This is a genomic window from Sinorhizobium mexicanum, assembly GCF_013488225.1.
GTDB lineage: Bacteria > Pseudomonadota > Alphaproteobacteria > Rhizobiales > Rhizobiaceae > Sinorhizobium > Sinorhizobium mexicanum.
This window is the reverse complement of the sequence record NZ_CP041238.1, coordinates 513,403-526,267: the sequence shown is the minus strand read 5'-3', so window position 1 is coordinate 526,267 and position 12,865 is coordinate 513,403. Positions and strand designations below refer to the sequence as shown.

The 12,865-nt window shown below is 61.5% G+C and carries 13 protein-coding genes; all 13 read right to left on the bottom strand.

Going from position 1 to position 12,865, the window contains the following annotated elements; translation table 11 throughout:
- Window positions 1-4: 4 nt before the first annotated feature.
- Window positions 5-1,288, bottom strand: coding sequence for a methionine adenosyltransferase (gene metK, locus FKV68_RS02460; protein WP_180939968.1), 1,284 nt, complete (start codon window positions 1,286-1,288; stop codon window positions 5-7).
- Window positions 1,289-1,528: 240 nt separating this feature from the next.
- The gene (locus tag FKV68_RS02455; RefSeq protein ID WP_180939967.1) at window positions 1,529-1,948 is read right to left on the bottom strand and encodes a helix-turn-helix domain-containing protein; all 420 of its coding nucleotides are present in this window, start codon (window positions 1,946-1,948) and stop codon (window positions 1,529-1,531) included.
- Between the two features lie 146 nt (window positions 1,949-2,094).
- On the bottom strand, window positions 2,095-3,690 hold the full coding sequence (gene lnt / locus FKV68_RS02450; RefSeq protein ID WP_180939966.1) for an apolipoprotein N-acyltransferase: 1,596 nt from the start codon (window positions 3,688-3,690) through the stop codon (window positions 2,095-2,097).
- 253 nt (window positions 3,691-3,943) lie between these two features.
- On the bottom strand, window positions 3,944-5,107 hold the full coding sequence (locus tag FKV68_RS02445) for a hemolysin family protein (protein WP_180939965.1): 1,164 nt from the start codon (window positions 5,105-5,107) through the stop codon (window positions 3,944-3,946).
- A 12-nt stretch (window positions 5,108-5,119) separates the two neighbouring features.
- Window positions 5,120-5,626 carry an rRNA maturation RNase YbeY gene (ybeY, locus tag FKV68_RS02440; RefSeq protein WP_180939964.1) on the bottom strand — a complete coding sequence of 169 codons (507 nt, stop codon included), beginning with the start codon at window positions 5,624-5,626 and terminating at the stop codon, window positions 5,120-5,122.
- Between the two features lie 78 nt (window positions 5,627-5,704).
- Window positions 5,705-6,760 carry a PhoH family protein gene (locus FKV68_RS02435; protein WP_180939963.1) on the bottom strand — a complete coding sequence of 352 codons (1,056 nt, stop codon included), beginning with the start codon at window positions 6,758-6,760 and terminating at the stop codon, window positions 5,705-5,707.
- Between the two features lie 32 nt (window positions 6,761-6,792).
- A complete protein-coding gene (miaB, locus tag FKV68_RS02430; protein WP_180939962.1) occupies window positions 6,793-8,193 on the bottom strand; it encodes a tRNA (N6-isopentenyl adenosine(37)-C2)-methylthiotransferase MiaB in 1,401 nt (466 codons plus the stop codon).
- A 53-nt stretch (window positions 8,194-8,246) separates the two neighbouring features.
- Window positions 8,247-9,071, bottom strand: coding sequence for a lyso-ornithine lipid O-acyltransferase (gene olsA / locus FKV68_RS02425; RefSeq protein WP_180939961.1), 825 nt, complete (start codon window positions 9,069-9,071; stop codon window positions 8,247-8,249).
- 100 nt (window positions 9,072-9,171) lie between these two features.
- Window positions 9,172-9,669: a GNAT family N-acetyltransferase gene (locus FKV68_RS02420; RefSeq protein ID WP_180939960.1), complete on the bottom strand. Its 498-nt coding sequence runs from the start codon at window positions 9,667-9,669 to the stop codon at window positions 9,172-9,174.
- A 6-nt stretch (window positions 9,670-9,675) separates the two neighbouring features.
- Window positions 9,676-10,335 (bottom strand): tRNA (adenosine(37)-N6)-threonylcarbamoyltransferase complex dimerization subunit type 1 TsaB, encoded by a 660-nt coding sequence (gene tsaB, locus FKV68_RS02415; protein WP_180939959.1) that lies wholly within the window; start codon window positions 10,333-10,335, stop codon window positions 9,676-9,678.
- Window positions 10,336-10,455: 120 nt separating this feature from the next.
- A complete protein-coding gene (locus tag FKV68_RS02410) occupies window positions 10,456-11,022 on the bottom strand; it encodes a NifU family protein (protein WP_180939958.1) in 567 nt (188 codons plus the stop codon).
- Window positions 11,023-11,233: 211 nt separating this feature from the next.
- Window positions 11,234-11,725: a universal stress protein gene (locus tag FKV68_RS02405; protein ID WP_180939957.1), complete on the bottom strand. Its 492-nt coding sequence runs from the start codon at window positions 11,723-11,725 to the stop codon at window positions 11,234-11,236.
- A 52-nt stretch (window positions 11,726-11,777) separates the two neighbouring features.
- A complete protein-coding gene (gene trpS / locus FKV68_RS02400; protein WP_153438838.1) occupies window positions 11,778-12,842 on the bottom strand; it encodes a tryptophan--tRNA ligase in 1,065 nt (354 codons plus the stop codon).
- Window positions 12,843-12,865: the final 23 nt, after the last annotated feature.

Sequence of the window (12,865 nt, the reverse complement as noted above, 5' to 3'; positions counted from 1 at the left end):
GGCGTCAGGCAGCGCGGCCGGATGCTCTCGGTTCGGAGTAGGCAGCCGCGTCAAGCTCGATCGCTTCCTTCAGCGGCTTGACGAGATCGAGCTTCTCCCAGGAGAACGAACCATCGCGGCCGGCCTTGCGACCGAAATGGCCGTAGGCGGCAGTCTTGGCATAGATCGGCTTGTTGAGGTCGAGGTGACGGCGGATGCCTGTCGGCGAAAGATCCATCGTCTTGCGGATGGCGTTTTCGACCTGATCTTCCGTGACCTTGCCGGTGCCGTGCAGATCGACGTAGATCGACAGCGGCTGGGCGACACCGATCGCATAGGAGAGCTGGATCGTGCAGCGGTCGGAAAGGCCGGCGGCAACGACGTTCTTCGCCAGATAGCGCGCGGCGTAGGCAGCCGAGCGGTCGACCTTGGTCGTGTCCTTGCCCGAGAAGGCGCCGCCGCCATGCGGGGCCGCGCCACCATAGGTGTCGACGATGATCTTGCGGCCGGTCAGGCCGGCGTCGCCGTCCGGTCCGCCGATGACGAACTTGCCGGTCGGGTTGATATACCAGGTGCAATCGTCGGAAATCTTCAGATCGGCGAGTGCTTCACGGATATAGGGTTCGACGACGGAGCGGACCTTCGCGGAGTCCCAGGTGTCATCGAGGTGCTGCGTCGAAAGCACGATCGAGGTGACTTCGGACGGCTTGCCATCGACATAGCGCACGGTCACCTGGCTCTTGGCGTCGGGGCCGAGCTTGGCGACTTCGCCTTCGCCCTTCTTGCGGGCAGCAGCGAGCGTCTGCAGGATGCGGTGCGAGTAGTAGAGCGGCGCCGGCATCAGTTCGGACGTTTCGCGGCAGGCATAGCCGAACATGATGCCCTGGTCGCCGGCACCTTCCTCGCCCTGCTTGTCCGAAGCGCTGTCGACGCCCTGTGCGATGTGAGCGGACTGGAAGTGCAGCAGCACGTCGATCTTCGCCGTCTTCCAGTGGAAACCGTCCTGCTCGTAGCCGATGTCGCGGATCGCCTTGCGGGCAGCCGACTTGAACTTCGACGGGTTGATGACTTCGTTGCCATTCTTGTCCTTCTTCAGAAGGCTCGGTGGCAGACGGACTTCACCGGCGATCACGACGCGGTTCGTCGTTGCCAGCGTCTCACAGGCAATGCGCACACCCCAAGGGTCAACACCCGTCTTCGCCGCTTCGCGGTAGACCAGATCGACGATCTCGTCGGAAATACGGTCACACACTTTGTCCGGATGACCTTCGGCTACGGATTCACTCGTGAACAGGTAGTTTGCGCGCATGCGGGAAGTCCCCTCAATGAAAGAAGCGGTGCGAACGTGTTAGTGGTTTTGCCACCGAAAAACAAGCGAACAACGACATAAATATATCTTTATATCGATATTGCTAGCTGGATTCCTCCTGCGGCGATGCAAGGCGCGGCAGCGCCCTTAGCGCGCCTGGCAAGACGCGCGGCGCTCCGGGGAGGCGCGCAAAAAAAGCGGCACTCAGGCCGCTTTGTTTTTGTGGTCGGTGGACCGCCCTTATTCGCTTTCCGCCTCGGCGGCCAATGCCTTTACCAGATCCACCAGTTTCCGGCGTACCTTCGGGTCGGAAATCTTGACGAAGGCACGGTTGAGCTGAAGCCCTTCGGAGGACGACAGGAAATCAACCACATAGTTGGAGCTCGAGGCTTCGGCCATACCGGATGCGCCGCCAGGACCTTCCCCCGGAGCATCCTCGAAGAAGAACGACACCGGGACGTTGAGAATTGCAGAAATGTTCTGCAACCGGCTGGCGCCGACGCGGTTCGTTCCCTTCTCGTATTTCTGGATCTGCTGGAAGGTGATCCCCAGGGCCTCACCGAGCTTTTCCTGGCTCATGCCCAGCATCGTCCGGCGGAGGCGAATCCGGCTCCCGACATGGATGTCAATCGGGTTCGGCTTTTTCTTGTTTTCAATCATGTCCGCGTTCCTAAACACGCTGTTTCGGTTACCCGCAACCTGGCATCGAGTAGAGCGCTATGTCGCAACCTTACCGACAAACAAGGGCTCCACCCTCAGGTGAAGGTTGATGGATTCGGTCACTATGCAATTTTAGGGGTTTTAGGTCAATTCTTCCTAATATTAAAACCAACGCGCGAAAATACTGCAACTAAAAAGATTATTCCGGCTATCGACCAGAAGATTCGGCCGCGCGTGGCGGTATCGGTTACGCTAAGCATTTTTCCCGGCAGAATTGTGTCTGTAACCCCCTTGTAATTGTATCCCAATCCTACCACTAAAACGCCACGTGCATCAACAATTGCTGATATACCATTATTGGCTGCCCGGATCATTGGCCGTCCGGTCTCGACTGCGCGCAACTGCGCCTGGTGAAAATGCTGGCGCGGACCCGGCGTGTCGCCGAACCAGGCGTCGTTGGTGATGTTCAGCAGGAAATCGGCAAGAGGCGCGTTATCATCGATCTCGTCGGGGAAGATCGCTTCGTAGCAGATAAGCGGGTAAGCCGTCCTGCCGCCCGGCAGAGTGAGAAGCGCGCGGCTTTGGGCAGGCGAAAAGCCGCCAGGCATCGAGGCGGCGACAGCGCTCAGCCCCCAGGAGGCAAGAACATCCTCGAACGGCAGATATTCGCCGAAGGGGACAAGGTGAACCTTGTCCGCGGCCCCGACGATCTGGCCGCGATCGTCGATAACATAGATCGAGTTGTAAAAGCGCCGCGGCAGGCCGGTTCCCGCATCCTCGACGCGCACGGCACCGGCAACGAGGACCTGCCCGTCGTCCAACACCTCTGCGATGCGGGCCAGCGCGTCCGGGTTGTCGGTGAGTATGAACGGGATCGACGTTTCCGGCCAAACAATGATGTCCGGCCGTTTGCCACCGTTCTCCACCGGCGCGGTCGTCAGAGCGAGATGTTCCTCGAAGACCGATGAGCGTTCGCGGTCATCGAGCTTTTTCGCCTGGTCGACCACCGGCTGAACCAGGCGCACGGTCAACGGGGGCGACAACGGTTGGGGCGCCGGCTGAGCAAGGCGATAGAAGCCGAAGGCCAGATGCGCGCCAAAGAGCACGACGGCGATCGCGAGGCCCGTACGCGCGCCCTTCCCGGTGGCGATGAGCGCGGGTGCCGCAAACACGAAGACCGCGAGCATGTTGATCGTCGCAAGGTTCAAGACGCTCGCCGACTGCATCATCAGGGGCATCGGCATCAAGGCATAGCCGATGGCATTCCAGGGAAAGCCCGTGAACAAAAACCCGCGGAGCCACTCCGCGATGCCGAACCCGAATGCAAGGGCGGCGATCCTGCCCAGGCCATCGGACCAGAGACAGCGCGCCAGCGCGACTGCGAGGGCGTAAAAGAGCGCGAGAAAGGCAGGCAGGCCGACAACGGCTAGCGGCAGCGCCCAGGCAAAAAGATCCGCCTCGATCAGCAAGGCATTGCCAAGCCACCAGAGGCCGCCAAGGAAATAGCCGAAACCGAAGCTCCAGCCGACCGACAAGGCCGGCCAAAGCCTTGCGAGCCGGCCTTTTTCAGGATCGCCCGGTGCGCCATCGATCAGCCAGACAAGGACGGGACACGAGACGAAGGCTGCCGCAAAGATGCCGAACGGCGGTTGGGCGAGAACCGTCAAGAGCCCCGCGAGGAAGGCGATAAATACCCGCGACGCCCCGGAGAGGAGCATAATCCTGCCTGCCAGCCCTGCCATACAGCCTCCAAATAGACGCGGCATCACATGTCGACCCGCGCAGGAAAACGACCGAATCATTCAGCGGCAGTCTTCCAAAAAAGCGGCTGCTTGTCCCGATCCCATACGTTGCACAGCCCGGCGTCGCGCCGGAAATCGGAAGAGACACCTATGGCGCCGCGCGTCTTATGAGAATTTTCATCGTCTCACGGTTTCGCCTAAACCGTGAAACGATCTAACTCTTAAAATTGGGAAGGCGGCGCCGATGGACCGGCTATTGTTCCGACGCCGGCTGTGATCCGGCACCGGCCTCGGTGTCGCGACCGGCGGGCGGCGTTTCAGACGACGTCTCCCGCTCCGTCTTCACCACGCGACGACGGGCCAGCGGGCGCTTGCGCATGATGCGCACCCGTTTGACGCGCCGCGGATCGGCATCAAGGATCTGAAACTCAAAACCGGGAATCGCCTGAACCACCTCGCCGCGAACCGGAATGCGTCCGAGCGAGGCGAAAACCAGTCCGCCGAGCGTGTCGACATCCTCGAGCTGCTCGCGCACATCGAAATCCGGACCGATCGCTTCGGCGATCTCCTCGAGTTCGACGCGGGCATCGGCGACGAAAACGTCGTCCGACGAGCGGGCGAACATCACCTCCTCGTCGTCGTGCTCGTCCTCGATGTCGCCGACGACCATCTCAACGATGTCCTCGAGCGATACGAGACCGTCGGTGCCGCCATATTCATCGATGACGAGGGCCATCTGGATACGCGCGGCCTGCATGCGCTGCATGAGATCCGAGGCCAGCATCGACGGCGGCACGAACAGGACCTGGCGGACGATGCCGGCCTCTTCGACCGTCTTGCCGAGATCGACGCGCGAGAGGTCAAAGCCCGCCCTTTGCTGTCGAGGTGTCTTTTCCGCGCCGGTGAGGGGCGTCGGCTGTGCCTTGCCGTTGCGGCGCCGGTTGCGGGCCTGTTTTGTGACATAGGCGAGCAGGTCGCGGATATGGATCATGCCGCGGGGGTCATCCAGGCCCTCGTTGTAGACCGGCATGCGCGAGCGTCCCGACTCCTCGAAAATGACCATGAGCTCACCGATCGTGATGCTCTGGTCCACGGCCTCGATATCGGCGCGCGGCACCATCACGTCCTCGACGCGAACCTCGCGAAAACGCAGGATGTTATTGAGCATTGCCCGCTCTTCGGGCGAGAACGCGGCGTTGCTGTCCGCATCCGTCATCAGAGCGTCGGCGAGATCTTCACGCAGGCTCGACGGACTTGCCCCCCGCAGCAGACGCGCCGCACGGCTCCAGAACGAGGTTGTGGATTTGCTGCCCTCCTGTCGGGGAGTGGCGGTGCTACTACTGCCCGCCTCGGCCTCTCCGGAAGCTTCTGCTTCCTCGGCCGCAACGGCAGCCGGCTGTGTGTTGGTGTCGCTCATCGTTCCAAACTGTTAATCCGGGGACCGGTCCCCGTAGGGATCAGATAGGCCAAGACGCGCCAAAATGCGAGTCTCCAGGCCTTCCATTCTTTCCGCCTCGTCGTCTTGCAGGTGATCATACCCGAAAAGATGGAGGAATCCATGCACGAGAAGATGCGTCAAATGCGCTTCAAACGGCTTCGCCATCTCGGCCGCCTCGCGGTTCAGGGTTTCGTAAGCAACGATGATATCGCCGAGCATCGGCCCCGGCATCTTGCCCGGCGTCACAGGAAAGGCCGGAAAAGACAGCACATTGGTTGGCTTGTCCTGGTTTCGCCATTCCGCGTTGATCGCCCGCATCGACGCATCGTCGGTGAAGACCAGAGAGACTTCCGACACGTCCGGCGGAAAAGGCTGCTTTTCCTCGCGAAGGAGGAAATCGGCCGCCGCCTCGAGAATGCGTGCCGAGAAGGATTGCAGCTCATCTTCCGATGGCCAATCGCCTTCTTCGACGCTGATCTGAATATCCAAAACCGTCATGTTCGCAACGAACCGCCGCTGGAGCGTGATCCGAAAAGTGGAAACCGGTTTTCGGGCAAATCACGCGATAGATAAGGACTAGCGATCGCTCTGCTCGCTCTCGTCGTGAACCGCAGTGTGGGCTTCATAGGCCCTGACGATCCTCGCCACCATTGGATGGCGGACGACATCGACATCCTTGAAGCGGATTACCGAAACGCCCTCCACGCCATTGAGGATCTGCAGCGCCTCCACGAGGCCCGACTTGACGCCACGCGGCAGGTCGATCTGGCTGGGATCGCCGGTGACGATCATCCGTCCGTTTTCGCCAAGACGAGTCAGGAACATCTTCATCTGCATCGATGTCGTGTTCTGCGCCTCGTCGAGGATTACGGCGGCATTGGCGAGCGTGCGCCCACGCATGAAAGCCAGCGGCGCGATCTCGATCACGCCCGCGGTGATCGCCCGCTCGACCTTGTCGCCGGGCATCATGTCGTAGAGCGCGTCGTAGAGCGGCCTCAGATAGGGATCGACCTTTTCCTTCATGTCGCCAGGCAGGAAGCCCAGGCGCTCACCGGCTTCGACCGCCGGCCGCGACAAGACGATGCGGTCGACCGCGCCGCGCTCGAGAAGCTGAGCGGCATGAGCAACGGCAAGATAGGTCTTGCCGGTACCGGCCGGACCGATGCCGAACACGAGTTCCGCCCGCTCCATCGCGCGGATATAAGCATCCTGCATGGGCGTGCGCGCAGCGATGGTCTTCTTGCGCGTCGAGATCTGCGCCATCGTCAATTTGGCTTTGCGTTCCATGGTCGGCAACTGCAGCTGGTCGTCGGCAGCGACCGCCATACGGATCGCTCCCTCGACATCGGACGTATCGATCGATCCGCCACTCTGCAATCTTCCGTAGAGATAGTCGAGAGCGCGCCGCGCTTGGTTTGTCGCCACCACATCGCCCGAGATGGCAACGGAATTTCCGCGTGGTCTCGCATCGATGCGCAGGCGCTCTTCGAGCAACTTCAGATTCTGGTCGAATTGGCCGAAAAGTTCGCTGGCAAAGCGGTTGTTCTCGAAAGTGAGCACGAAGTGATTGACGTCTGTCGCAGATGTTTTTGACTGGCGCGGTGATGAAGAAATCAATTCGTGTCCGTCCAAGCGGTTAGGCTCCTCGCTCTCGCTTTACAGCGCTATCCGATCATCTCGGCAAAGAGGCTGTTGGAGCCCGCCTTGATGATTCGTACTTTGATAATGTCACCGATTTGCGATGTTTTTGCATCAACATTCACCGGCTGCAGCCATGGTGAACGACCGACAAGCTGGCCGGGCATGCGGCCGGGTTTCTCCAGAAGCAGATCGATCTCGCGCCCGACACAAGCCTCTGCGAAGTCCCGCTGCTGCTTGATGAGCAAAGTCTGCAATCTTTCCAAACGCTTGGCTTTCACGTCCTCGGGAACCTGATCCTTGAGTTCGGCCCCCGGCGTGCCGGGACGGGTCGAATACTTGAAGGAAAATGCCTGTGCATAACCCACCGCCTCGACGAGACGCATTGTATCTTCGAAGTCCTCGTCGGTTTCACCCGGAAAGCCTACGATGAAATCGCCGGATAGGGCAAGGTCGGGCTGAGCCGCGCGAATGCGATCTATCAGCGCGAGGTACTCGGCCGCCGTATGACGCCGGTTCATCGCCTTCAGGATGCGGTCGGATCCTGATTGGACCGGCAGATGCAGATAGGGCATCAGCTTCGCCATCGACCGATGCGCCTCGATCAGGCTGTCATCCATGTCGCGCGGATGGCTGGTCGTATAACGCAGACGCTTGAGGCCCTCGATTTCGGCAAGGCGGACGAGAAGATCGCCCAAGCCCCAATCGCGGCCATCCGGGCCGGTGCCATGCCAGGCATTGACGTTCTGCCCGAGCAGGGTGATTTCGCGCACCCCGCCTTCGACCAGCTTTTCGGCCTCGGCGACAATCTGGGCCACTGGTCGCGACACTTCCGAGCCGCGGGTATAGGGCACGACACAGAAAGTGCAGAACTTGTCGCATCCCTCCTGCACCGTCAGAAAGGCGGTCACGCCGCGGGCGCGTGTCTTCGCCCTGTCCGGCGCAGGCAGGTGCTCAAACTTGTCCTCGATCGCATAATCGGTTTCGACGACACGCTCGCCACCCCGCGCACGCTTCAGCGCCTCGGGAAGGCGGTGATAGGTCTGCGGGCCGATGACGAGGTCGACTGCCGGCGCGCGGCGAAGGATTTCGTCGCCCTCGGCCTGCGCGACACAGCCGGCGACGCCGATGACCATTTCGCGGCCTTCGCGCGCCTTCTCCTTCTTCAGCTCGCGCAACCGGCCAAGCTCGGAATAGACCTTTTCAGCCGCCTTCTCGCGGATATGGCAGGTGTTGAGCAGAACGAAGTCGGCTTCCTCCAGAACGTCGGTCGAAACGTAGCCGTCGCGCGAAAGCGCATCCGACATGCGGTCGGAATCATAGACGTTCATCTGGCAGCCATAGGTCTTCACGAAGACCTTGCGCGAGGATGCGTGTTCCTCGCCCGGCACCGGCGTTTTCGACAGAAGAGCTGTTTCCTGGGTCATGCGGCGTTCTTTAGTGCATGGCGGCCCAAAGTTGAAGCATTTTTGGCAGGCTGCTATCGTTCGGCGCGCGCGACGCCCCGATCCAGCCGCGGTCGCCCCCTCAGGCGATCCGACAGCATGCTGCGAATGCGCTGCTCGATCGTGCGGCTTACGTCTTTCCGGTTGGCATGGCGGTCATAGTCCACCGCCTCGCCGAAATCGACATCCACCTCAAGCGCACCTTCGCGCAGCACGCCAAGAAGGTGCGGCAGCAGCCCGATGTCGCCCGGCCACGCGGCGATCGGCCTGTTGTAGCGCCCCATGGGCATGCCATGGATGCCGGTATAGGAAATGGCGAGCGGCTGGACATGGACCACGCCCGTGGGCGAGTGCGGAACGGCAGAGGCAGCGGCGCCGAACAGCGAGGTCTTGATGTCCAGCAACCGGTTGCCGTCGGAGGTGGTGCCTTCCGGGAAGAGCACGACGATCTCTCCATCAGCGAGCCTTCGTCCGATCTCGCTCACCTGATGGCCGGTCGTGCGCTTCTGGTCGCGCTCGATGAAAACGGAAGCCTGCAGTCGGGCGAGGAGCCCAAAGACAGGCCAGGTCTTCACCTCGGATTTGGCGACGAAGACGACGTCGGTCACGGAGGACAGCACCAGAATATCCTTCCAGGACACGTGATTGGCGCTGAGCAGCAATGGACGCCGGCGTTCCGGCTCGCCATGAACGCGAACATGAAGGCCGAGCAACAGGCAAGCCACCCGGTGCCAGAACCGCGGCAGCCACCGCCGGGGCTTCAAATCCAGCCACAGGCAAAAGATCTGCACGGGCATCAGCACCAGCGAGACCAGCACCAGCAGCGCGCCGCACAGGGCAACCCGGATCCAATTGATCATCCGCGAAGGCTTTCCAAGCCGCTCATCTTTCCTTCACCGTCGGCCCCCGCATGGCAGCGCCCCCGCCACTTTCGAAAGCCGGACCATATGGTGAATCGGACTAGCGAAGATCGAGTCGCATGACAAGCGCCGCCGTGCGCGCTCCGGTCGATCCCTGGTAGTAGGCCCGGCGTTCGCCAACCTTAAGGAAGCCGAGCTTCTGATAGAGACCGAGTGCGGCCTGGTTCGTTTCATCGACTTCGAGGAAGAGCGCCTCGGACCCTTTGACGAGCGCCTCACGCATCGCCGCCTGCATCAGACGCCAGCCGAGGCCAGACCGGGTGAAACGCGGGTCGACCCCGATCGTCAGGATTTCGGCTTCACCGGCCACGGCGCGCGAGAGCACGAAACCGCCGACCGCAGGACGAAAGGCGCCCTTCGTCTGGCGCGCCACGAAGCCAAAAACGGTATCCTGCGACAGCAATGCGTGAATTTCACCGTCGCTCCAGGGAGATGCGAAGCGCTGGCTATGCAGCGCCGCGGCGGCAACGAGGTCGCCCTCCTCGAGCGGGAAAATATCGAACTCCGTCCGACGGGTGAAATAATCGGTCAAACTCATCGTGGTCTAGGCTCGGGTTACGGCGAAACCTGCCTGTGGCTTCGCATCCGGTCCACGCAAGTATAAAGGTTTCGGCTTGGCTGAAGCTGGATCGGCGCCGGCACCCAGCCGGCCAACGACGGCAATGTCGATATCGTCCGGCATTCCACCTGGCTGCACATGGTCAACGAGGGAAGCGCCAGAGCCGCAAACGATGCCTTCGAAGCCGGAAAACCGCTCGCGCGCCGCCGTGACCGATAGAATTTCAGGCTCGCCCCTTGCTCCACCCGAGGCGTCGAAAACCTGGGCATAGACTTCGTCCCGTTTCGCGTCGATGACGACGAGAACCGCCTTGCCGGACGTCGCCAGCCTGGCGCTTTCTGCGGCGACCTCAAGCGTGGTGATGCCCACCGCCGGCTTGCCAAGGGCGAGTGCAAGGCCACGCGCGGCCGCGACGCCGACACGAATTCCGGTAAAGGAGCCGGGGCCGATTGTGACTGCGATACGGTCAATATCTGCAAGCTTCCTGTCGGCCGCGAGCAGCGCCTCGTCGACGAACTTCATCAGGCGCTCGGCGTGGCCGCGTCCAATGTTTGCGCCCGCGCGTGCCAGAACCTTGGCGGACGCGCTGTCATAAACCGCAGCGGAGCAACCGCTGCCGGATGTATCGATGGCAAGCACTAACATGTCAGCCGCAATGGCCTCCCTCCATTGCTTCGCGCGCAGATCCGGCGCGAAGTGCCCTTCCCGCCGTTCTGGCACCCGCTCTTGCGCGTGACGAACGACGACGGGACAGGGCGCCCCGGATCAGACGGATTCGACTGCTTCGACTTCCGGAACGAAGTGGCGCAGCAGGTTCTGCACACCGTGCCTCAACGTCGCGGTCGAGGACGGGCAGCCAGAGCATGCGCCCTTCATGTTCAGGAACACGGTGCCATCCTTGAAGCCGCGGAACGTGATGTCGCCACCATCCTGGGCAACAGCCGGACGAACGCGCGTTTCAAGCAATTCCTTGATCGTGGCAACGATCGCTTCGTCGCCCTCGTCGAAGAACTCGCCTTCCTGGTCCGTCTCCTCGGCACGGCCGGCGCCCGACATGACCGGCTGGCCGGACATGAAATGTTCCATGATCGAGCCCAGGATGGCGGGTTTCAGGTGTTGCCAGTCCTGCCCTTCCTTGCTGACCGTGATGAAGTCGTAACCGAAATAGACACCGGTAACGCCCGGGATCGAGAAGAGCCGGGCTGCCAAGGGCGACTCTGCACGGGCTTCTTCTTCGCTCCGGAATTCGGCTGTACCGTTCTCCATCACCACCTTGCCCGGCAGGAACTTGAGCGTGGCCGGATTTGGCGTGGCTTCCGTCTGGATGAACATCTCTCTCTCCGTTTCGCCGGAAGCGCTTCCCGACCGGCTCTTTAGAATTGTTCAAAAATATAGGTGCTTCGCGCCGCCCTCGCAAGGGCGCATGCCGTCGCACCTCAACCGTGATGATCGGGACCCGGGAAGCGTGCACAAGACCGCTTCTTCCCGGCTTGGAAACGGCGCAATTGCGGATGGAATCCGTCGCGCCCTGCATGGAATTGCTTTAACTCAGTGCGTCTATTTCCTCGTCCGTCAGCATATCGGGAATGACGGTCACGGGGATCGGAAAGGCGGCGGCCTTTCCGGCGATGGACGACACCAAGGGCCCCGGCCCTTCCTTTGCCGATCCCGCTGCAAGCACAAGAATGGCGATGTCGCGGTCGTCCTCGATCACGGCGTGGATCTGCTCCGTGGCGATCCCTTCGCGAATGACGATTTCCGGTTCGATGCCGATGCTTTCGCGCACCGTCTGGGCCACCTTCGCCAGCGTCGCTTCGGCCTCTTCGCGTGCCTCCGCCCGCATGATCTCCTCGACCCCCAGCCATTGCTGGAAGTCGCCATCGGCGATCACGTAGAGCAGCACCAGGCCGCCATTCGAGTTCTTCGCGCGCATCCCGGCATAATGCACGGCGCGGCCACATTCGGGCGTATCGTCGATCACCGCCATGAACTTGCGGCGGTGACCTTCCAGTCGTGAGAGTCGGGTTGATACCATGACGCGAACATTACATCGCCGTTGGCTGCCCGCAAGGCCTCATTTTTGCGCGCTACTGCAAAAACCCGATGATTTCGCGAACCTCGCGCATCGTCTTTTCGGCCCGGGCCCGCGCCCGCTCGCCACCACGCCTCAGGATTGCGTCGATGTGCGCGGTATCATCCATCAGGCGACGCATCTCGCCGGTGATCGGCGACAGCACATTGACGGCGAGGTCGACCAGAGCCGGCTTGAAGACCGAGAACTGCTGGCCGCCGAACTCGGCGAGAACCTCATCCTTCGTCTTGTCGGAAAGCGCCGCATAGATGCCGACGAGGTTTTCCGCCTCCGGACGGCCGGCGAGGCCGTCGACTTCGCTCGGAAGCGCGTCGGGGTCGGTCTTGGCCTTGCGGATCTTCTTCGAGATCGTCTCGGCATCATCCATCAAGTTGATGCGCGACAGATCGGAAGGATCGGACTTGGACATTTTCTTCGTGCCGTCACGCAGCGACATGACGCGCGGCGCAGGTCCGCCGATCAACGGTTCCACCGGCGGGAAGTAGGCATGGATCGGCTCTTCGCCGACGACGATGTCGACGCCGTAGCCGCGCGCCCGGATATGCTCCATGAAGTCGATGTTGAACTTCTGGGCAATGTCGCGCGTCAATTCCAGGTGCTGCTTCTGGTCGTCGCCGACCGGGACATGCGTGGCGCGGTAGACGAGGATGTCAGCCGCCATCAGGCTCGGATAGGCGAGCAGGCCGAGCGAAGCGTTTTCGCGATCCTTGCCGGCCTTGTCCTTGAACTGGGTCATCCGGTTCATCCAGCCGATGCGGGCGACGCAGTTGAAGATCCAGGCAAGCTCAGCGTGCTGCGGCACGGCCGACTGGTTGAAGACGATATGCTTTTCGGGATCGATGCCGGAAGCGATGAAGGCGGCCGCGATCGAACGGATCTGGCCCGGCAGATCTTCGTGCACCAGCTGCGCGGTGATCGAGTGCAGGTCGACCACGCAATATATACAGTCGTTGTTTTCCTGCAGGGCGACGAACTTGCGGATCGCGCCGAGGTAGTTGCCGAGATGCAGGTTGCCGGTCGGTTGTACGCCGGAAAATACGAGCGGCTTGAATTCGTTCATGTCGTCCTCAATCGGGCTTGTGG